The sequence below is a fragment of the Acinetobacter sp. I-MWF genome, from assembly GCF_025433935.1.
Lineage (GTDB): Bacteria > Pseudomonadota > Gammaproteobacteria > Pseudomonadales > Moraxellaceae > Acinetobacter > Acinetobacter guillouiae.
The window spans coordinates 3,777,134-3,798,905 of record NZ_JAMBAR010000001.1 but is presented as its reverse complement, the minus strand read 5'-3'; the positions used below and the strand labels follow the sequence as shown (position 1 = coordinate 3,798,905).

The 21,772-nt window shown below is 39.8% G+C and carries 21 protein-coding genes; 13 read left to right on the top strand and 8 right to left on the bottom strand.

Translation table 11 applies throughout. From position 1 onward, the window contains the following. Positions 1-349 precede the first annotated feature (349 nt). A complete protein-coding gene (locus M2R48_RS17430) occupies positions 350-1,468 on the bottom strand; it encodes a CaiB/BaiF CoA transferase family protein (RefSeq protein ID WP_262086909.1) in 1,119 nt (372 codons plus the stop codon). Between the two features lie 211 nt (positions 1,469-1,679). On the opposite strand from M2R48_RS17430, the gene M2R48_RS17425 reads away from it, so the two are divergent. The 6 genes from M2R48_RS17425 to M2R48_RS17400 all read left to right on the top strand — a co-directional run bounded on the left by M2R48_RS17425 (position 1,680) and on the right by M2R48_RS17400 (position 8,748). After that, positions 1,680-2,690 carry an AraC family transcriptional regulator gene (locus M2R48_RS17425; protein WP_004724010.1) on the top strand — a complete coding sequence of 337 codons (1,011 nt, stop codon included), beginning with the start codon at positions 1,680-1,682 and terminating at the stop codon, positions 2,688-2,690. Positions 2,691-2,919: 229 nt separating this feature from the next. Continuing rightward, positions 2,920-3,438: a GNAT family N-acetyltransferase gene (locus tag M2R48_RS17420; RefSeq protein WP_262086907.1), complete on the top strand. Its 519-nt coding sequence runs from the start codon at positions 2,920-2,922 to the stop codon at positions 3,436-3,438. Between the two features lie 153 nt (positions 3,439-3,591). Beyond that, positions 3,592-4,797, top strand: a complete 1,206-nt coding sequence (locus M2R48_RS17415; RefSeq protein WP_004817769.1) for an acetyl-CoA C-acetyltransferase — start codon at positions 3,592-3,594, stop codon at positions 4,795-4,797. An 11-nt stretch (positions 4,798-4,808) separates the two neighbouring features. Continuing rightward, positions 4,809-6,941, top strand: a complete 2,133-nt coding sequence (locus M2R48_RS17410) for a 3-hydroxyacyl-CoA dehydrogenase NAD-binding domain-containing protein (RefSeq protein WP_262086906.1) — start codon at positions 4,809-4,811, stop codon at positions 6,939-6,941. A gap of 219 nt (positions 6,942-7,160) precedes the next feature. Further along, positions 7,161-7,538, top strand: a complete 378-nt coding sequence (locus M2R48_RS17405; RefSeq protein ID WP_004817765.1) for a DUF805 domain-containing protein — start codon at positions 7,161-7,163, stop codon at positions 7,536-7,538. 214 nt (positions 7,539-7,752) lie between these two features. Next, entirely contained in the window at positions 7,753-8,748 is a 996-nt protein-coding gene (locus M2R48_RS17400; protein WP_262086904.1) for a DUF2804 domain-containing protein, read from the top strand. A gap of 29 nt (positions 8,749-8,777) precedes the next feature. Here the strand turns inward: M2R48_RS17400 and M2R48_RS17395 are convergent, their stop codons facing one another. Beyond that, positions 8,778-9,653, bottom strand: a complete 876-nt coding sequence (locus M2R48_RS17395; RefSeq protein WP_262086902.1) for a metal-dependent hydrolase — start codon at positions 9,651-9,653, stop codon at positions 8,778-8,780. A 71-nt stretch (positions 9,654-9,724) separates the two neighbouring features. Beyond that, positions 9,725-10,600: a metal-dependent hydrolase gene (locus M2R48_RS17390; protein ID WP_262086900.1), complete on the bottom strand. Its 876-nt coding sequence runs from the start codon at positions 10,598-10,600 to the stop codon at positions 9,725-9,727. A 154-nt stretch (positions 10,601-10,754) separates the two neighbouring features. On the opposite strand from M2R48_RS17390, the gene M2R48_RS17385 reads away from it, so the two are divergent. Beyond that, positions 10,755-11,789, top strand: coding sequence for an AraC family transcriptional regulator (locus M2R48_RS17385; protein ID WP_262086898.1), 1,035 nt, complete (start codon positions 10,755-10,757; stop codon positions 11,787-11,789). Positions 11,790-11,948: 159 nt separating this feature from the next. Here the strand turns inward: M2R48_RS17385 and M2R48_RS17380 are convergent, their stop codons facing one another. Further along, on the bottom strand, positions 11,949-13,280 hold the full coding sequence (locus tag M2R48_RS17380) for a Na+/H+ antiporter NhaC family protein (RefSeq protein ID WP_262086895.1): 1,332 nt from the start codon (positions 13,278-13,280) through the stop codon (positions 11,949-11,951). Between the two features lie 421 nt (positions 13,281-13,701). Between M2R48_RS17380 and trpA the strand changes: the two genes are divergently transcribed. The 4 genes from trpA to M2R48_RS17360 are packed head-to-tail and all read left to right on the top strand — an operon-like array spanning position 13,702 to position 17,685. Next, positions 13,702-14,505 (top strand): tryptophan synthase subunit alpha, encoded by an 804-nt coding sequence (gene trpA, locus M2R48_RS17375; RefSeq protein ID WP_262086894.1) that lies wholly within the window; start codon positions 13,702-13,704, stop codon positions 14,503-14,505. Then, positions 14,502-15,398 carry an acetyl-CoA carboxylase, carboxyltransferase subunit beta gene (gene accD / locus M2R48_RS17370; protein ID WP_004723984.1) on the top strand — a complete coding sequence of 299 codons (897 nt, stop codon included), beginning with the start codon at positions 14,502-14,504 and terminating at the stop codon, positions 15,396-15,398. Before trpA ends, accD begins: the two co-directional genes overlap by 4 nt. Continuing rightward, positions 15,395-16,684, top strand: a complete 1,290-nt coding sequence (gene folC / locus M2R48_RS17365) for a bifunctional tetrahydrofolate synthase/dihydrofolate synthase (protein ID WP_262086893.1) — start codon at positions 15,395-15,397, stop codon at positions 16,682-16,684. Before accD ends, folC begins: the two co-directional genes overlap by 4 nt. After that, a complete protein-coding gene (locus M2R48_RS17360; RefSeq protein WP_096735086.1) occupies positions 16,675-17,685 on the top strand; it encodes an SPOR domain-containing protein in 1,011 nt (336 codons plus the stop codon). Before folC ends, M2R48_RS17360 begins: the two co-directional genes overlap by 10 nt. A gap of 10 nt (positions 17,686-17,695) precedes the next feature. Here the strand turns inward: M2R48_RS17360 and M2R48_RS17355 are convergent, their stop codons facing one another. The 4 genes from M2R48_RS17355 to M2R48_RS17340 all read right to left on the bottom strand — a co-directional run bounded on the left by M2R48_RS17355 (position 17,696) and on the right by M2R48_RS17340 (position 20,720). Next, entirely contained in the window at positions 17,696-18,301 is a 606-nt protein-coding gene (locus M2R48_RS17355; protein WP_262086891.1) for a dual specificity protein phosphatase family protein, read from the bottom strand. Continuing rightward, complete coding sequence (locus M2R48_RS17350; protein ID WP_262086889.1) at positions 18,294-19,112, bottom strand: MBL fold metallo-hydrolase; 819 nt, start codon at positions 19,110-19,112, stop codon at positions 18,294-18,296. Before M2R48_RS17350 ends, M2R48_RS17355 begins: the two co-directional genes overlap by 8 nt. Before the next feature lie 243 nt (positions 19,113-19,355). Continuing rightward, positions 19,356-19,973, bottom strand: a complete 618-nt coding sequence (locus M2R48_RS17345) for an L-threonylcarbamoyladenylate synthase (RefSeq protein ID WP_004817743.1) — start codon at positions 19,971-19,973, stop codon at positions 19,356-19,358. 84 nt (positions 19,974-20,057) lie between these two features. Then, positions 20,058-20,720 carry an elongation factor P hydroxylase gene (locus M2R48_RS17340; RefSeq protein ID WP_262086887.1) on the bottom strand — a complete coding sequence of 221 codons (663 nt, stop codon included), beginning with the start codon at positions 20,718-20,720 and terminating at the stop codon, positions 20,058-20,060. Positions 20,721-20,817: 97 nt separating this feature from the next. On the opposite strand from M2R48_RS17340, the gene M2R48_RS17335 reads away from it, so the two are divergent. Continuing rightward, entirely contained in the window at positions 20,818-21,381 is a 564-nt protein-coding gene (locus tag M2R48_RS17335; RefSeq protein ID WP_004723966.1) for a YceD family protein, read from the top strand. 74 nt (positions 21,382-21,455) lie between these two features. Continuing rightward, complete coding sequence (gene rpmF / locus M2R48_RS17330) at positions 21,456-21,641, top strand: 50S ribosomal protein L32 (RefSeq protein WP_004723964.1); 186 nt, start codon at positions 21,456-21,458, stop codon at positions 21,639-21,641. The last annotated feature ends 131 nt before the right edge of the window (positions 21,642-21,772 follow it).

The following is a 21,772-nucleotide window of genomic DNA, read 5'->3' as shown; positions in this document are numbered from 1 at the left end:
TAATTATTTATAATACTCTCATATTTGTATAAAAATCTATTATTTTTGACTTTTAATTGTAATTAATGTGAGTATTTTATCTCATGGTGATAATTTTTTAATAAATGAATATTGAGTTTTTGGCTGTTTTTGGTCAATTTAATCTATTGTTTTTAAACTACTAAATTTTATTTAAAAACTAATTGAAAAACCATGGATTAAAATTGATCTGAAAAGATCAGCTTACCTGTGTAACCTATTTAGAATTAAGACTACACAGGATGCTGAGGTTACAAATTATACAAATTGTAAAGAAGATGACAGAATTGTAATTTCATTTAACTTGAATTGTGTTGTATTAAATAGGCAATTACCATGTCCCTTCACCCAGTTGCTGACCAATATAGTGATATTGCATTTGTGATCTTGAAAACTTAATTGGACAGGCTAACTGTGGTTCAGTTTGATCAGAATTAGGCTTCAATGGCACATTGACCACCCAATTGCGTTGTTGAGAAATTTGGGACTGTAGTGCTTCGTCTAAACTCAGTACGGGTTCTACGCAAACGTCCAGTTGTTCAAACAGTTGATTCCATTCAGCCAGATTTTTACTTTTAATTTTATCTCGAATCACTTGCTTGACCATTTGACGATCTTCAGTATCGAAAGAAGCACCTTTTTGTAGAAGGATTGGCAATTCTAATGCGCTTGCCAGTCCAGTCATAAATTGTGGCTCTAAGCTACCAATAGATAAGTAACGAGCATCGGCCGTTTCATAATAATCATAAAAGGTCCCGCCATTAAGTTGTTCAGATTCACGTTGCTGCTGTTGATCACCAGCCAAACTGGCTGCGGCTGCCATATTATTGAGTCCAACCACACAATCGGTCATGGAAATATCAATATATTGTCCCAGACCACTATTTTGGCGTTCAACTACAGCAGCAAGAATACCGATGACAGCATGTAAGGAACCACCTGCGACATCTGCGATTTGAATCCCCATCGGCGGTGGCCCACTGTCTTGGCGGCCACAGTGTCCCGCGATACCAGACAGGGCAATATAGTTAATATCATGTCCAGCTTTATCTTTATATGAGCCAGTTTGGCCATAACCCGTAATTGAACAGTAAATTAATCGTGGGTTAATTTCAGTCAAAGTTTGATAATCCAAACCCAAACGTTGCATCACCCCCGGACGAAATTGTTCAACGACAATATCAAACTCAGAAATCTTCTGCTTAACTTGCTCAATGCTGGCAGGATCTTTTAAATCTAAAGTGACAGATTGTTTATTTCGGTTGAGATAACTGTGTGAAGTCGCTTGTCCATTGGCATAAGGCGGGAACAAGCGCACCAGATCTGGACGCGTTGGCGATTCAATATGGATCACTTCTGCACCTAGGTCTGCAAGGTATAAAGTTGCAAATGGACCGGGTAATAAAGTGGAAAAATCGAGTACTTTCAATCCCTTTAAAGCTGTTGTCATAATTGTTTTTACCAATACTGTCTTGATTTTACACCCATAATAGAAATATAAAATTAACAAAACAATGTCATGTTCAGCCATTTACCTTGATCATTTCGGCAATTTATGATGTAAAAAGGTGATCTGCACTGTTGTAAATCGCCAATAAAACATTTTTTAGCGTCATTTAGGTCAATTGTTAGTGAACATCAAAGAGAGTGAAGGATTTACCATGAGTCGTGATACGATCAGTATCCATTTTGTGAATGCCGCCTTAACAGGTGTGAAGCGTCTAGGAATGGACGTTGATACCTTACTTTCACATGTTGGCATAGAAGCAGAATTACTTCGCCAACCTAAAGCACGTATTTCACCAGAGCAATATACACGTTTTGTGAAAATGCTGTGGATGGTGACCCAAGATGAACATGTTGGCTTTGATATCCAACCTCGTCGTTTGGGATCTTTTGCCATCATGTGCCAATTGATTATCCACGCTAAAACTTTGGGTGATGCTTTAGAGTTATCATCACAATTTTATAAATTGTTTGGGGATGAATGGTCGGTCGCGGTCGAACGTGACAAACATGAAGCGCGTTTAGTGCCATTGATTCCAAAAACCATGGACCCTGATCATTTTATTACTGAAAGTATGTTGATGATTTGGCATGGTTTAGCTTCATGGTTAATTGAACGTCGTATTCCTTTAGAACGGGTACATTTTGGTTACCCGCGTCCAAATCATGCAGATGAGTATGATGCGCTGTTCTTTGCACCTGTGATGCAATTTGATATGCCACGTACTGAAATTACTTTTGCCGCTGACTATTTGGATTTACCGATTCGTCAGGATGAAGCAAGTTTAGAAGAGTTTTTAAAAGCTGCGCCTGCTCAGCTTTTGGTGAAATTCAAAAATACCAATTCTTTAACTTCGCGTATTCGTGAAGTCTTAAAGAGTCAAATTGGTGAAGAAATGCCAACCTTAAATGATGTGGCTTCAATGTTGTATTTATCACCACAAACCTTGCGCCGCCGCTTAGCTGCAGAAGGTAAGAGTTACCAAGGCGTTAAAGATGCCTTGCGTCGTGATGCAGCGATTCATTTGTTGTTAAATCCGGATTTAACCTTGGAGGATGTAGCACAACAAGTGGGCTTTAGTGAAACCAGTACCTTCCATCGCGCATTTAAAAAATGGACAGGGGTTACCCCAGGGCTTTATCGTCAATTGCATGGTTATCATTAATCAAACATAGATGAATTCAAAAGTATTTTTGCTGATCCTAAGCCCAAGTGATACTTGGGCTTTTTTATGCCTGATCATTCCAGCTAAAATTTCTTGTAAGATATAAGCGATAAAGCGCAAGCGAGTTATTTGATAGTGTACCTACTTAATTCTGATCTGATTTAAACAGTGAGTTTGATTTAAATAAATAGACAGATGCTATTTAAAATATTTTTGACTGGATACATAGATGACATGTTTGATTAGAAAAATTGACCCTTCAGATATAGCGCAACTGATCGAAATAGAAAAATCTGCTACACAAGCATTTTCAAGTATTCCCAAGTTATCTTGGCTTGTCGAAAGTCCCGTATTGTCAGCACAAGATCACTTACAATTGATTTCTTCTGCTTATGCATTTGTCGCGATTAATCAAAAGAATCAAGCTACAGGTTTTTTATACGCAGAAAGACAAGCACTTGATTTATATATCATTGAACTAGATGTGAGTGCCGCATTTCAAAAACAAGGGATTGGTCGGAAATTGATTGAATATGTGATTGCTACTGCTCAGGGAGAGGGCTGTGATGCTGTGACATTAACTACCTTTCATGATGTGATTTGGAATCGGCCATTTTATGAAAAATTAGGCTTTGAAAAGATCAATGCGCTTGAGATGCCTCTCTATCTTGAGCACAAACTTGAGTATGAAGTTGCATGTGGTTTTTCTCGTAACAGCAGATGTGCAATGAGATTGGCACTTAATTGAAATACGGGATTTGTTTTCGTTTTCCCATTCAGAACGAACCAGCCAATTGACAAAAAATATCAACTGACTATTTCGTTCTCGTCATTGAACTCTCAACTTTATAACGTACACTCGAAGCAGATAACAACCTAGAAGTCATAAAAAGGAACAGCTATGAGCGAGGCTTACATCATTGATGCCATTCGCACACCACGCGGAAAAGGAAAAAAAGATGGTTCACTGTATGAAGTGAAACCAATTACATTATTAACCACATTGCTCAATGAATTGAAAGATCGTCATCAGCTTGATACTTCAAAAGTAGACGATATCGTACTGGGTTGTGTAACACCAATTGCCGATCAAGGCGGTGATATTGCTAAAACTGCTGCAATTGCGGCAGGTTGGGACAATGATGTTGCCGGTGTGCAAATCAACCGTTTCTGTGCTTCAGGTCTTGAAGCTGTCAATATGGCTGCACAAAAAGTACGTTCAGGCTGGGAAGATATTGTTGTTGCTGGCGGCGTGGAGTCTATGTCACGTATTCCAATGGGTTCCGATGGTGGACCTTGGGCGCTGGATCCTGAAACAAATTTAAAATCACATTTTGTTCCTCAAGGGATTGGCGCGGACTTAATTGCTACGCTCGACGGTTATAGCCGTACAGATGTGGATGAGTTTGCTGCCAACTCACAACGTAAAGCTGCTGCTGCACAGGCAGCGGGACGCTTTGATCAGTCCGTGGTTGCAGTGAAAGATAAAGCTGGTGTTACGATTCTTGAAAAAGATGAATTCATTAAACCAAGTACAACTGCTGAAGGCTTGGCAAAACTTAATCCAAGTTTTGAAATGATGGGTGGAATGGGTTTTGATGCGATTGCATTACAACAATATCCAGAAGCACAAAAAATTAACCATGTACATCATGCTGGAAATTCATCGGGCATCGTAGATGGTGCTGCCGTAGTGCTGATTGCTTCTGAAAAAGCAGTCAAAGAGCAAGGTTTAAAACCACGTGCAAAAGTGTTGGCAACAGCATTGGTTGGAACAGATCCAACCATTATGCTCACAGGCCCTGCACCTGCTGCGCGTAAAGCGTTGGCAAAAGCAGGTCTCAGCATAGATGATATTGATCTCTTTGAAGTGAATGAAGCCTTTGCATCTGTGGTGATGCGTTTTATGACTGAACTTAAAGTTCCTGCTGAAAAAGTCAATGTAAATGGGGGCGCGATTGCAATGGGGCATCCATTGGGCGCAACAGGGGCAATGATTCTTGGTACGCTGCTTGATGAATTAGAACGTCAGGGTAAAAAACGTGGTCTAGCAACATTGTGTGTAGGTGGTGGCATGGGTATTGCGACCATTATTGAGTTGGTATAAGGAGAATAATAATGAGTGCAATTCAATATGAAAAAAATGCGGATGGCATTGTTATTTTAACGATGGATTCTCCAAACCAGTCTGCAAATACCATGAACGCTGATTTTCGTGTGGCTTTAGAAAATGTTGTGTCTAAACTTAAATCTGAAACAGATTTAAAAGGTGTGATTTATCGTTCTGCGAAAAAAACTTTTTTTGCCGGCGGTGATTTGGATGAGCTGATTGAGGCAACGCCAGAACATGCCACTGAGTTCTTTAATATGACTGCCAAGCTAAAAGGTGATCTTCGTACGATTGATACCTTAGGTGTTCCTGTGGTTGCGGCGATTAATGGTACAGCGTTAGGTGGTGGTTGGGAAATTGCTTTAAGTTGTCATTATCGTATTGCTTTAAATGATCCTAAAACCAAATTAGGTTTGCCAGAAGTAACACTGGGCTTACTTCCTGGTGGTGGCGGTGTGGTGCGTATGGTGCGTCTGCTAGGTTTGCAAAATGCATTCCCGTTCCTCATGGAAGGTAAGCAATTCGGGGTAGATAAAGCCAAGTCTTTAGGTTTAGTCAATGAGCTTGCGGATAGCGAGCAAGACATGCTGGACAAAGCGATTGCTTGGATTAAAGCCAATCCGAAATCTCAACAGCCTTATGATGTGAAAGGCTATAAAATTCCAGGTGGCGATCCTAAAACGCCTGCGGTTGCTCAGATTCTGGCAATTGCACCTGCAATGCTGCGTGATAAAACCAAGGGCTGTTATCCAGCGCCTGAAGCGATTATGGCCGCTGCGGTTGAAGGTGCCCAAGTTGATGTAGATACCGCTTTCCGTATAGAGGGGCGTTACTTCACTTATCTTGCAACAGGGCAAGTTGCCAAGAATATGATTGGAACGTTCTGGCATGGTTTGAATGCAATTAAAGCAGGTGCAAGTCGTCCTAAAAACATTGCCAAGTGGCAAGCGACCAAAGTGGGTGTACTTGGTGCAGGCATGATGGGCGCGGGTATTGCATATTCGACAGCAATCAAAGGCATTCAAGTTGTGCTAAAAGATGTCTCTGTGGAAAATGCTGAAAAAGGTAAAGCTTATAGCCAAAAACTATTGGATAAACGTGTTTCGCAAGGTCGTATGAGCGCGGAAAAGCGTGATCAAATTTTAAGTTTGATTACCGCAACAGCATCTGCAGAAGACTTAAAAGGCTGTGATTTGATTATCGAAGCTGTATTTGAAAATCAAGAATTAAAAGCCAAAGTGACTCAAGAAGCGGAACAATTTCTTGCCAATAATGGTGTCATGGCCTCAAATACATCAACATTACCGATCACGGGTTTAGCCAAAGCCTCTAAAGATGATACGCACTTTATTGGTCTACATTTCTTTAGTCCTGTCGATAAAATGCAATTGGTTGAAATCATCAAAGGTAAAAATACCTCTGCTGAAACCTTAGCAAAAGCCTATGACTATGTGCAACAAATTGGCAAAACACCAATTGTGGTCAATGATAGCCGTGGTTTCTTCACCAGCCGTGTGTTTGGTACATTTGTGCAAGAAGGTCTACGTTTATTGCACGAGGGTGTACATCCTGCACGTATTGAGATGGCAGCACTGAAAGCAGGTATGCCAGTGGGCCCATTGGCGATTCAAGATGAAGTGGCATTAACGCTTTCTGAGCATGTGGCTAAAGAAACCCGTAAAGCACTTCAGGCTGAAGGTAAAGACTTACCACTTTCAGGTGCTGATGATGTTATTGAAACCATGATTCACACCTTTGAACGTAAAGGCAAGGCTGCGGGTGCTGGTTTCTATGAGTATCCTGAAGGTGGCAAAAAGCATCTTTGGGATGGCTTGAGCCACTGGAAGAAAGATGTTGATATTTCTGAACAAGAAATGATTGACCGTTTCCTATTTGTTCAGGCTTTAGATACCTTACGTTGTTATGAAGAACATGTCTTGGAATCTGTGATTGATGCCAATATCGGTTCAATTTTTGGTATTGGCTTTGCACCGTGGACGGGTGGTGCGATTCAATTCTTAAATCAGTATGGTTTAGAAAAAGCTTTGCTTCGAGCGAACTCGCTTGAAGCAAAATATGGTGAACGTTTTAAAGCACCGCAAAAGTTAATTGATCAAATTCCACATGGAAAGATTATCTGATTTTTATATATTGCTTTAAAAATTGCAGATGAATGTCTCAAGCATAGATTAGACAATGATTTGCACAGAAAGAGGTCAAGGACCTCTTTCTTTTTTCGAATAGATTTTGCTTTTTATAGAATAAAAGTGTATGAAAAATATGCAAAACCAGTTAATATCTGGCTACAGCTTTAGTACAAAAAATGTCAGTAACACTTATAAAATAAAGAGAGAAAAGCAATGTCACAAAATAAAACCGAAGATCAATATAATGCGATTGATTGGTTTAAAAAATGTTTAAGTAATTATGCCAATTTTTCTGGGCGTGCTCGCCGTAAAGAATATTGGTTCTTTGTATTGGTACAGTTTGCTGTGCTGATCATTGCAGCAATTATCGACTCAATCATTTTTAAGAAACCATCTGTATTGTATTTTATTAGTGCATTAGCGCTGATCGTGCCTTCAATTTCAGCTGCTGCTCGACGTTTACATGATACGGGAAGAACAGGTTGGTGGTACTTGATTGCTTTTGTTCCTTTTGGCGCTTTTGTTTTAATTTACTGGTTAGCTTCAGATACCAAACCTGAAACAAATCAGTGGGGTGGTCCTGCAAAGTGATTTTTGCAGATTAAAAAAATAGGGCATTCGCCCTATTTTTTATGAATTAAATCAAGGTTATATTTTATCTATCGAACGAATGCGCTAAAGGTTAGATCGTGATAAAAGTGGATTGATTTGGTGTGTGATGGTGTTGCTAAATTTGAAAAAATAGCAATAATCGAAGGACCGACTAAAGTCTAATACTTCCCTTATAAAAGGATTGGGAATTCACATGGATTTAATACAAAGCAATGGTCAACCCCGTTATGGGCGTTTTAAGGATGTGCCGAGTAAGATTAATGTTAATCAATATATCTACAAAACCCCGTATGGCAAAGTATTAACAGGTTGGCGTAAACATTTAAAATATAAAAAGTTTAAATTTTGTGGTATCCAGCATGAACACTATTCTATCGGTATCGCAATTGCCGATATTGGTTGGGCAGGACATGGCTTTATTTATGTCTATGACCATTCAACGAATGAAGTTTTAGAATGGAATGCCAATACGATCTTAGGGCGAGGGACAAGCTTAGATGAGCAGCCTTTGTATAGCCAAAGTCACTTTAGTAAATCGCCTTTTGAATTTGAAATGCAACATGCCAATGGTGTGCGTTATATACGGGCAACTCGAAATGGTGAAGAGCAGTTAAAAGCTCGCATTTTTTGTGCAGGGACAGAGCCTTTAAGCTTGTGTAGTCCCAATGGTATTAATGGTTGGACCTATACGCAAAAGAAAACCACCTTGGCTGTAGAAGGCTTCTTTATCAATAAAGATAAAGCGTGTATAGATTTTAATGAAAAAACATTGGCATCTCTCGATGACACCTGTGGATTTCTAAGACCAGAAACAGCATGGTTTTGGTTATCATGTAACTTTTGGGATACGCAAGGAAACCGTATAGGCTTAAACCTCGCTTCGGGTGTAAATGAGAGTTTTGGCAATGAAAATTGTCTTTGGGTCAATGGTGTTCTATATGCAGTTGCCGATGTACTATTTGAAAAGTTAGATGCAAACGTGTGGTCAATTCGTTCTTTAGACCAGAAATTAAATCTGACGGTAGAAACCGGCTGGCGGAGATTTGAAAACTTAAATTTACGTTTGGTGGGGAGTCAGTTTAGCCAATGGCAATCACGCATTAGTGGTACGGTCGAATCTGAAGTGGGTGAGTGTATTCAGTTAGATCAAGCCTATGGCTTGTTGGAACAGCACTACGCGAAATGGTAAGGCTGTTCTTATTTAAAGCTTTTTTAGTCTTATAACGCGGCCTTCCAAAATGCTTCACCTGCTTGAATCGGATCATTGGTTTCGGCCAACACATCGACCCAAACCTGATATTGTCGAATCACAGGGTGTTGGCTCGGATGAAAATCAGGCTTAAACCAATCTAAGTATTGTTCGCGCATTGCTGATAATTTACCGTGTTTGCCAAAAAACCATGGAATACCTTTGAGTGCAAATTGAGCACGTTGCATACGACTGAATCCATCGTATTTAAGCATGACATTGGCACGGTAAAAGGTAAATCCAAACATTTGTAAAGTGACAAAGGCAAGCGCAAATTTACGTAAGTTTTCAGGAACTTCTCCCACCTCTTTCATGACATCAAAAGCGACATCTCGATGTTCCATTTCTTCGATTGAATGCCAAGCAAATAGAGCACGAACAAAAGGGTGAACCTCTGCTAAAGTCTCTTGTTTACTATAAAAAGTTTCAGCCATTAATGCAGTAAGATGTTCTGCTGCGGCAGTCATGGCAATGTTGTACTGTTTGGAACGATGTTTCAGTATATGCTCGAAATGCGCACCCATAAATTTTACGAACTGATCAACAGGCATGCCTTGGTGCAGCATTTCTTCATTCATTTTGTCATGTGCAATACCGTGCTGTGCTTCCTGTCGAATAAAATCCGTGACACGTTGCTTTAAATCTGGATCGGTGATTTTGTCACGCAGTGCCCGAACACTTTGAATGAAATATCTTTCCCCTACAGGAAAGGTCAAACTCAGCGCATCAAACATACGGGTACGAAAAGGGTCATTATCAAACCAAAAGCGTGGAACTTCATTCAATCTAAAATCTAAATTGCTACGAACTACAGGGTCAACTTGGTGTTTTACATATGCATTCATTGTTTTATTTCTCGCATTATTTAGTTCAAATCCCTCTTCAGGATAGAACTGATCGGTTTATATCAAGACAGCTATAGTCCAGCCTGCCAGAATGCTTCACCTGCTTGAATAGGATCATTGGTTTCAGCCATCGTATCGACCCAAACTTGATATTGTCGGATTACAGGGTATTGGCTCGGATGAAAATCTTTTTTAAACCAGTCTAAATATTCATTTTTCATTGCAGATAAAATCCCTTTTTTACCGAAGAACCAAGGCAATCCTTGCGCTGCCATTTTTAAACGTTCTATACGGCTGAATCCATCATGTTTAAGCATGATATTGGCACGGTAGAGGGTGAAGTTGAACATCATTATGGTGGTAAAGGCTAAAGCAAATCGACGTAAGTTGTCGGGGACCTCACCGACTTGTTGCATCACATCAAAGGCCACATCTCGATGTTCCATTTCTTCAATAGAATGCCATGCCAGTAATGCACGTACATAAGGATGTGCTTCTGATAAGGTTGCTTTATGGCGGTAAAATGTTTCTGCCATCAAAGCGGTGAGATGTTCAGCAGCAGCTGTCATCGCAATATTGTATTGAGGCGAGCGTTGGCTCAATTCAAATTTAAAAATCTTACTTAAAAGTTGGATAAATTGATCGACAGGCATGCCTTGATCTTTCATGACCTGATTCATTTTGTCATGTGCAATACCATGTTGGGCTTCTTGACGAATAAAATCAGCAACACGTTGTTGTAAATCTGGATCAGTGATTTTGTCACGGAAGAGTCGGACACTTTCTATGAAATAGCGTTCACCATCAGGGAAGGTCAGACTGAGTGCGTCAAATAGTCGTGTACGGAATGGATCTCCACCAAACCAGAAGCGCGGTACTTCCTCAAGTTTAAAGTTGAGCTTGGTTCGAACCACTGGATCGACCTGATATGTAACTAATGCATTCATTTTATTTTACTTGCATCACTGTTGATGATTTCAGTATGTCGGGATTTTGCAAGTTTGTTTTGACAGATATTGCCATTTTTTATACATTTTACGACAAAATGAAAATTTGCAATGTCAATTTTCTAAGTTAAAGGATTAAAAAGAGTGCAAGACGATGCAGGAATTACAGATCCCAAATGGTTATTTTCATCTCTGGCAGATGTATCTGTCTGAACGAGGGATTGATCTTGCGACGCTTGATTTCTTACAAGCGGATGAAAAAAAACATTTAATTGGAATTTTGTCACAGCCGATTGATACACAATCTTCCTATTTCTTCTTTCATCAACTGATTGAAAAAACCAAACAAGCGCTAGATTGCCCTCAGATCGTTTTTGAAATGGCAGAATATGTGCGACCTGAGCATTTTGGGGTTTTGGGCTATATGGCATCACGAAGTACAACCGTGGCAGAAGCTTTACAAAATATTATGCGCTTTAGTCGTTTGGTGATTGATGGTGACGAAGTTATTCCAATGCAAATGCAGCTCAAGGGAGAATATGTACATTTAATTTGGCCCTTTCATCATGAAAAATATATTCTTATTAATGAATTTACCAATGCGTTAATGATGCATCTCGCGCGTAAAATTGTACCGCCAAATCAATTTCCATTGCATGCGGTGCATTTTGCTCATGCACCACAGATGGCAATCTATCATTATCAAAAGTTCTACGGCTGTGAAGTCTCTTTCCATCAACCGCAATATAGTTTTGTCTTAGCCTCAGCAGGTTTAAATTTAAAAATCCAACAGGCAGATCCATCCTTAATGCAGCTTTTGGTCAAACAAGCAGAGGAGGCTATTGCGTCTAAACCTCGCTATGAAACCATTGCTCAACGTTTACATTTGATTGTGGCAGAATATTTAAAGTTAAAACAACACGCCCCAAAAATCGAAGAACTTACTCAAGAACTTCATATATCCACACGGACTTTACAACGACAGTTAAGTGACTTACAGACATCGTTTAAGAAAATTGTAGAGATTGAACGGATGAAGCGTTGTGAGTTTTTATTGGAAAGCCAAATGCCGTTCAGTGAAATTGCGATGCAGTTAGGTTATTCAGATCAGTCAGCTTTAACCAGAGCATATAAGGCCTTTAGTGGGCAGACCCTGCTCGAGAAAAAACAACAATTGAAGTCATTGTGAAAAAACAGTGCAAACAAAGTATACTTTAAAAACCAAGCACTTAGATAACATTGCTGCTATCTAAGTGCTTGGTATGATTGTGATTTTTTAATTTATGCACAAAACACAGGTTGATCTGATTGTTGAATTGGTTTTTTAAAACCATGATTCAGCATGATTTCAAGTTATCTTTAATTTAGGAAATCTAAATACGATTGCCAAGATTGCAAATATCGCCAATACCCAACAATAGTAAATCGAACCAATCAGCTCAACAGGGGACAGTTTGGCAATTGAGCATGCAAGTAATAGTTGTGCACCGTATGGAATCAAGCCCTGAACCACACAAGAGAAAATATCCATAAATGCGGCTGCACGTTTGGGATCAACAGCATATTCTTTGGCAACTTCTCGTGCCATGTCTCCAGATAAGATGATGGCAACCGTATTATTTGCGACAAACACATTTGAGAAAACCACAAGGAAGCTAATTCCAATTTCTCCCGCACGTTGTTGACCGATTTTAAATCGGCGAGTTAAGGCATAAATACGTTGAATTAACCATTCTAAACCCCCTTCTTTTTGCATAATGGCAGATAAACCACCTAAGAACATAGAAAGTAAGGCAACTTCAAACATACCCACAAAGCCATCATAAATAGCGGCATTGTATTTAAGTAGGGTAAATTCAGGATTTTCAATGATGCCAAGACAACCCGAAAGTACTATTCCGATGGTCAGTACTGCAAGTACATGTAAACGTGTAAAAGCTAAAAAGAACACGATTACATAAGGCAAAATAAGCCATAAGTTATAACTTTTATATTCAATCGTTTGCGCATGATGACTGGTCAAAATGTAAATCAATATGGTGATAATCGCAGCAGGCAGTGCAATCCAGATATTCACTCGAAATTTGTCACGTAGTTCTACATTTAGACTTCGAGTTGCTGCAATGGTGGTGTCTGAAATCATGGATAAGTTATCACCAAACATTGCCCCACTGACCACAGCACCAATTGCATAAATGGGCTGAATATCCGTTGCTTGAGAAAAACCAAAAGCAATCGGCGCACATGCAGCAATGGTTCCCATCGATGTTCCCATTGCTGTGGCAATAAAGGCGGAAATGATGAAAAGCATCGGTAGGACAAATTCAGATGGAATAATCGATAAACCAAATTGAACAGTGGAGTCCACACTACCGATTGCACTGGTTACGCTGGCAAAGGCACCTGCAAGCATAAAGACCATAAACATCAAAATTAAATTGGGATGGCTTGCACCATGCAAAAATGTTTCGATAGCGGCATTGATTTTCCCTCTATACAGCAGGATGGCTAAAATAATTGCAGGAAGAGCAGCAATAGGGGCTTTCACTTGATAAAAAGCAAACTCAGTACCAATGATCGTGTGATAAATACCACTGCCTAAAAAAATGGCTAAAAAAACAATAAGCGGCAAGAGCGCAAGCACGCTGGCTTGCACTTTAGCCTGAGAATGTGTGGTCATAAGAGGAGATAAAAAATCAGAATCCTGACTAGTATAAACAGCTTTTGCAATTTCTGAAAAATAATTAAGTGATGTAGGTAATAGGGTGTTTGGCTGTAGGGTGATGATTTAACTTTATTTTTTACTCATAATGATATTTTTTTACAAGCTTGAAAATAGGTAGCTTTGATCATTGTCCTCAACTTGAAAATAGCGCTAAATGTATCCATGGGTTGTTTTATTATTTGTGATATAAAACAAGATACGCGAGAGCGACTATGTGACTCTATCCTTTGAGTAAAAAATAGCGTTACAATGCAGTGTCTTGTATTTATACATTTGGATGATTAAACCGTAAATAAATCCATTTTGAATTTATTTACTGGTGTTTAATGATCTAAAAACTCCTCAAGTTTGAACAATTCAAGGAATGTACAATCCTATGTCACGTTTAGCCACTCGTTTTGCACAGCTTAAATCTCAACAGCGTAAGGCTTTGGTTTCTTATGTTATGGCGGGTGATCCTCAACCACATGTAACCGTACCATTGTTACATCAAATGGTTGCAGCAGGCGTAGACATAGTTGAACTTGGATTGCCATTTTCCGATCCTATGGCAGATGGTCCAGTGATTGCACTTGCAGCAGAGCGCGCTTTAGCTGCGGGTACCAATACCTTTGATGCCTTGAATATGGTTAAAGAATTTCGCCAAAAAGACACAACAACGCCAGTTGTTTTAATGGGGTATTTAAACCCTGTTGAAGTGATTGGTTATGAAAAGTTTGTGGCTTATGCGAATGACTGTGGTGTTGATGGTGTACTTCTTGTGGATTTACCGCCTGAAGAAGCACAAGATTTAGATGAAGTATTGCAAAAGTACAATATGGATCAAATCTTCTTGCTTGCACCAACCTCTACCGATGAACGTATTCAGCATGTAGTAAAACAAGCAAGTGGCTTTATTTACTATGTGTCTCTAAAAGGCGTAACGGGTGCAGCAACATTGGATACAACGGAAGTTGCAGCACGTATTGAAAAAATCAAAACCTTTACCGATATTCCAGTTGGGGTAGGTTTTGGTATTAGTGATGCCGCTTCTGCAAAAGCCGTAGGTCAAGTTGCTGATGCAGTGATTGTCGGAAGTGCTTTTGTCAAACCATTTGCAAATCTTGCACCAGAACAAGCTGTTGAAGCAGCAGTGAATAAAGTCAAGGAGCTTCGAGCCGCGCTCGATGAGTTAGTATGAATCAAGAAGTGAAATCAGGGAAAATCCTCAGCGCAACAACGCCGTGGACAGATCGTACAGTTCCAGGCATCCATATGCCTGACCAACAACAAACACTCAAAGCGACGTTTACAGAACCAACCATTGAGTGCCCTGAATGTCATGCACTCGTGACTCGTACTGCAATGTCTTTCAATGCCTATGTTTGTCCATCATGCGATGAACATTTGAAAATGAAAGCACGTGATCGTTTAAATTGGTTTTTTGATAATGTGACCACTGAACTTGGTCAAGAATTTGCAGCAAAAGATCCTTTACATTTTGTAGACAGCAAGCCTTATCCAGAGCGTATTAAAGAAGCGCAGGAAAAAACAGGTGAAACTGAAGCCCTTGTGGTGATGCAAGGTCAAGTTAAAAATATTGCAATGGTTGCATGCGCATTTGAATTTGACTTTATGGCTGGATCGATGGGTACTGTGGTCGGTGACCGTTTTGTACAAGCTGCTGAAAAAGCGATTAAAGATAAGCAACCACTGATTTGTTTTGCTGCTTCAGGCGGTGCTCGTATGCAGGAAGGCATGTTGTCTTTGATGCAAATGGCGCGTACCTCTGCGGCGATTCAAAAAATCAAAGATGCACATCTTCCGTATATCGTGGTATTAACCCATCCAGTGTATGGTGGTGTAACAGCATCATTGGCAATGTTAGGTGATGTACATATTGCTGAACCTAAAGCGATGATCGGTTTCGCGGGTAAACGTGTGATTGAACAAACAGTACGTGAGAAGCTGGAAGAACCGTTCCAACGTGCGGAATTTTTGCTTGATCATGGCGTAATCGATCAAATTGTTCATCGTCACGCATTACGTGATACTGTATATCGTATTGTAGCGAAACTGATGAATTTGCCTTGAACAACCAAACAGCACCTTTAAATACTGATGATTTACAAACATGGCTCGATTATTGGAGCCATGTTCACGTTACAGGGATTGATTTAGGCTTAGAGCGCGTGATTCCTGTGGCAGAACAACTCGGGGTGATTAACCCTAAAGCCAAAGTGATTACCGTTGCTGGAACAAATGGCAAAGGTTCAACCACAACAACTCTCGCTGCGATTTTGAATGCGCAAGGGTTGAATGTTGGTTTATACCAGTCTCCACATATTTATCGTTTTAATGAACGGGTTAAACTGGCTGGACAAGAAGTTGATGATCAAACTTTGATTGATGCTTTTGTTGCGGTTGATCAAGCCCGCCGTATTTGTGATTTATCTTTATCTTTTTTTGAAGCCACGACTTTGGCTGCATTTGTTATTTTTAAACAAAAACAATGTGATGTTTGGGTACTTGAAGTCGGTCTTGGTGGTCGTTTGGATGTGGTCAATGTGATTGATCCAGATGTGGCTGTGATTACCAATATTGGTTTAGATCATACCGATTGGCTGGGCGATACGATTGAAAAAATTGCTTATGAAAAAGCCGGTATTATCCGAGCAAATATTCCTGTTATTTTTGCCGGCGCACAAGATATACCACAAGCGATACAACATAAAGTACAAGAAACCAATGCTACGCTATATGCGTTAAATCATGATTATTTTTATGATAACTCAGAAGATGGCCAATCTTGGAATTTTGCAAGCTCAGGAACGACTTTAAAACTTCCTTTGGGACACTTGGCACTGGAAAATATTTCTACGGCTGTCGCTGCAATTTTGGTAAGCGGTTTAACGGTTTCACAACAGGCGATTTCGCAAGGTATTCAGAACGCACAATTGTCAGGGCGCTTTGAAATTAGAAAAATACACGATAAAACAGTAATTTTTGATGCGGGACACAATCCGCATGGTGTAGAATTTTTGTTAAAGCAATTGCGAAAATTCCTAGAATACAATAAACAGTACACAGAAGTTGTCTCTGTTTTTTCAATGTTGTCCGACAAAGATGTAGATTCTGTGGTCAAGTTGTTGAAAAATACTGTATTAAAGTGGAAAATTGCACCATTAACTGTGCCTCGTGCGGCATCATTGGAACAATTACAAACTGCTTTACAGCATGAGACAGTTGAACAGTTTGATTGTGTACAAGCAGCATTTCAATCAGCGCTTGCAGAAACCAATAATAATCAGCTGATTTTGGTGTGTGGTTCATTCCATACCTTAGAAGCGGTCTGGGAGTATTTAGACGAATGTCAATGAATAACAAACAACGCTGGATGGGTGGTGTTGTTTTATTAAGTGGTGGTGTTCTATTGGCGGCATTGCTTCTAAAAGGTAAAGAAGAAATCCACCAAAGCCAAGTAGAGACACAGCCGACAAGCCAAGCTCAGCAGAATAAAGCGACACCTGCAGGTGAGCCTGTACAATTGCAGCCATTGACTGTCGATGTTGCGACTGAAAAACGTCTGTTAGAAGAGCAGAAGCGTGCCCGTGAAAAAGCGGTTGCTGAACAAGAAGCAAAAGCAGCAGATTTTTTACGGACGCAACAACAGGCTGAAGCAGATGCTGCACGTAAAGCAGCTGAAGAGTATGCTGCTGCAAATGCAAGACGTGGTGCAGCTGCTGCGGCAGCACAGGAAGGGGCTGATATTCCTCCTGAGCTGGTACAGGATGAAAAAGCCAAAGCACAACAGAAAGCAGCAGAGCAGAAAAAACTTGAACAGCAAAATGCTCAATTAAAGCAAAAAGCCGATGCTGAAAAAAAGTTAGCTGAGCAGAAGCGTCAAGCTACCGCAGAAGCAGATAAAAAAGCCGCTGAAGAAAAGAAACGCAAATTAGAAGAACAACAAAAAGCAGATGAAAAACGTAAGCTAGATGCTGAAAAGAAAGCCGCTGCTGAGAAAAAGCAAGCGGAAGACAAGAAAGCAGAAGCGGATAAAAAGCACAAAGCACAAGAAGAAGCAAAGAAAAAAGCGGAAGCTGAAAAAGCACGTGATTTGCTTGAAAATGGTGATAAGCAATGGATGGTACAAGTTGCGCTTGCCGCCAATGAAGCCAATGCAGATGCTGTCGCTGCTAAACTACGTGCCAAGGGCTACAAAGTGACTAAGAGTCCAACCTCAAAAGGTATTCGTATTATGGTTGGACCATCGAAAGATCGAGAGACTGCGGATTCAGCACGTAAGAAGATCAATTCTGATGCGAGTCTAGGCATGAAGTCGGCTTGGGTAATCGAGTGGGTACCTCTAGACCGACGTTAAACGCTATGAGTTAGGTATTTGTAGTTAAAGATGGATTCGCGAGCTGCTCACGGATCCATTTTATATTTTCAGGGGTAAAAAGTTTTTCAATATTGCCCCAGATTGGATGAAAGCCATAACCGCCATGCTTCATTTCATTTAAAGCATCATTCACAGACCAGTTCTCAAAAATAATTCGGTACATTGCAACACTTGCCCCAGTACGATCAGAACCATGATAGCAATGGATTAAAACCTTCTGGTTGTGGACTTTTGCGATTTGAATTGTTTTCATGACATTGAGTAGATCATGACGATCAATTGCCCAAGTATTGATCGGGATATGAACCAATTGAAAGTTCTGTTTTGAAAAGACGGTTTTATCTTTATTGCGACTTCTTAAATTAATTACCATATCAATTTGATTGGTTTTTAACTCAGGAATAAGTTCAGCACTGGGTTGTTCACTACGAAAAACGGTGTCACTGATCCGATAAAAATTATACTGTGGAGCAACGATAGTTCCCCATTGTCTTGGGCGCTCATGATCTGGAAGTGCAGCAGTTGTCATACATGCTGAAAGCTGTACGCTGAGTGCGAAAATAGTGGTATAATGTAATAATTGAGATTTAAGCATGTTTTAAATATCGGTCTAGTTCAACAGGATCGTGGGCACAGATAATTTCAATTTTTGCTTCATTCTGTGCAAGCTGTTGCAGTTGTGATAATGTTTTTAAGCGCAATGTATTATCTTCCGCTAGGAGATATTCAATTTTGTCGAGCGCGCGTAATTTATTCTTAGGGTTGAGTTCTAGATGATTAAAATAAGCATCGCCACAGAACAATAACCATCTATCTTGTTGTTTGATCGCTATACCGCAATGTCCTACAGTATGACCGACTAAAGGAATCAATAGAATTTCATCATTGAAAATATTAAAACCTTGAACTTTTTGGAAGTTAAACCATGCTTCGCCGTTTTTAGGTTCAAGAAAATTCCAGTAACGATGATTTTTAAATTGTTGTGGTCGATAACGCAATTTATTCATGACTGAAAGTTTTTGTGCTGCATTAAACTCACTGGATAAGATGTGAACTGTGGCATTGGGAAAGTCTGAAATACCACCTGCATGATCTAAGTCTAAATGACTGACCAAAATATGTTGAACTTCGGATGGTTTAAAACCCAATTGTTGAATTTGAGAAATGGCTGTGAGATTGAAATCAGCTTGTATGCCACTGATTTTAGTAAAAGCTTTACCTAAACGTGTTTGCGGATGTAGGTAGTCTTGCATCCCAAAACCGGTATCGACCAATACAAGACCTTTGTCTGTTTCAATCAATAAGCAATGACACACCATTTTGCCATACAAACCTTTTTGTCCGTATAGTGGTGCACACATCGGACACATGGTTCCACAATGTAAATGATGTATCTTATAAATCATAATTAAGCATTTGTTTTTAGGATTGTGCTTTGTTTATAAACTGAATTGAGAAAAATACCAATCTAAAAATGATAGAGTTATGGTAATTCAATTATTCTTGTTGAAATTAGGGGGAGCAGTCAAAGTTTTAAAATAGAATATTTAGAAACTTTAACTTTATCACGTTAAAACAAAGTATTGATTAACTCGGTGTAATTTGAGCTGATACTTTTGGATCTAATCTAAGGAAAAGTGGATAAGCGCTTATTCAAAAGCGCTTACATCGCCTACACCACGACGGATAATTTCAGGGTTTGCTCCTGATAAATCAACGATACTGGTGGTGGTTAAGGTACCTAAACCACTGTCAATAAAGACATCAATACGTTTTTCCAATAATTGTTCAATATCGTAGGGATCATCCATTGGCGCATCTTGACCAGGTAAAATCAAAGTACTGGTCAGTAAGGGTTCTCCCAACTCTTTTAATAGCATCTGACAGACGGGATTACTTGGAACACGTAAGCCGATGGTTTTTTTCTTGGGATGCATCAAGCGTCGTGGAACTTCACTGGTTGCGGGTAAAATATATGTGGTTACGGCCGGGGTATTGGCTTTAAGTAGACGATACATTGCATTGTCAACTTTGGCATAGGTTGCAATATCAGATAAATCTGCACAGATAATCGCGTATTGATGCTTTGCCCCTAGACCGCGGATCTGAGCAATACGCTCCATTGCACTTTTATTTCCAATCTGACAGCCGATTGCATAAGCCGCATCAGTTGGGTAAACCACAACATCACCTGCTCGAATTCTTTCGACTGCTTGGCTGATTAAACGTGGTTGAGGATTGTCAGGATGTACTCTTAAATGCAGCATATTTATTCTCCTGATTTATTGTTAATTCAATTATTACTTGGGAAAGTAAATCGTTGCAATCAATGTTTTAAAAAAATTACGGGTTTAATCAAGATCGTTACGATTAAATTCAGTGCTTTGTAATGTTTTGCCACCTCGAGTACATAGACAAATACACTGAATGAAGTGTTTTGCATCGCGTGGAAGTTTGGCTTTACCTGAAAAAAAATCCTGAACTTGTGCATAAACACTGTCTTTAAATGTCGAGCCGTCACCACCTTCACCAGTCAGATTATCCAGCGAAACTCGAAATTTTCGTCCAAATGCTTTGGAAAATAACCATTCAATGGCTTGGGGCTTGATTTCAACCTGCTCAAATAAGGCTTGTTGTTCAGCTGTACGACCGTCGGGTGCATACCAATAACCGAGATCAGGCAATAAACGGCGTTGTTCTCCGGCAATGCTCCAATGACTGATTTCATGAAGAGCGCTGTTGAAAAAACCATGTGCAAACTGAATACGGGCAGGGCTGTGTTCGCTAGCAGGGAAATACTCTGGTTCAAAATCACCACGAACAAGCGTCACATTTAGGTGGGAAAACCAGTGATTAAAGTGTAAGATAAGCCAATCAACGTGTTGCACTTCTGTTTGTAAGTTAGCCCATGATAAGCGTTGCACATCGGCGGCTTGCAATGTGTTTTCAGAAGTTGAATGCGTATTGAATTGTAATGAAGTAGTGACTTCAGGTTGCGGCTGCAACTGATGCATGGCTTGTATTACTCAAGAGATCTGTCTAAATAAGTACAAAATTGTATCTTAATCTTTGACAGAGTACCTATGAATTTGTAGAATTGCCGCCTTAATTATGTCAGCAAATACCTTTCCGGCACAGATAGAGCCGTTTAAATGGGCTGAACAAGGCTTTACATGGTCAGGTACCCTGCCATTGTCTCGCTTTGTTCGTATTTCCCGTGAAGCTGTTGGATCAATTGATGATCAATTGATCAATATAGACTGTAAGCTATCAATGGATGCGTATCATCGTATTGTTTGGCTAGATGGCCATGTAGATACTAAAGTTCCAATGGAGTGTCAGCGTTGTCTGGATTCTGTTGAAATTACGCTAGTTTCTGACTTCCATTTGGCTTTAATAGATGATGAGTCACTGATAGAGCGCTTGGATGAGGATGCTGATTTCATCGTGCTAGGTGAAAGTGAAGCAACAATTAAAGGGGATTATTTAACCAATACTCCTTCGACTGTTGATTTACTTGCACTTTTAGAAGATGAATTGTTATTGTTGATGCCTCTGTCTCCTAAGCATGACGCTTGTGAACATAAGCATCAACCAGCCGTTCAGGACACTGTTGAAGAAAAACGGGATAATCCGTTTGAAGTTTTGGCAGGTTTGAAGGGTAAACTTAACTAAATTTTGTGTTATACTGTTAAGTTAAGACAACCGAATTTGTTCTGATCCATTTTTTCGATTTGTAAGGAGCCATCATGGCCGTTCAGCAAAACCGTAAAAGTCGCTCTCGCCGTGACATGCGCCGTTCACATGACGCTTTAACCGAGAATGCATTAACTGTAGACCAAACTACTGGTGAAACTCACCGTCGTCACCACGTGACTAAAGATGGTTTCTACCGTGGTCGTCAATTATTCGCTAAAGCAGCTGATGCTGAATAATTGGTGAACTATTAAGCGCAAGCTTAGTAAAAAAATGGGAGCGAAAGCTCCCTTTTTTTGTTTTCAATGACTGGGTTTTTTGTTGTATTTCGCAATTAAATAAATTTTTTTTTAATGTAAAATTGCGCCAT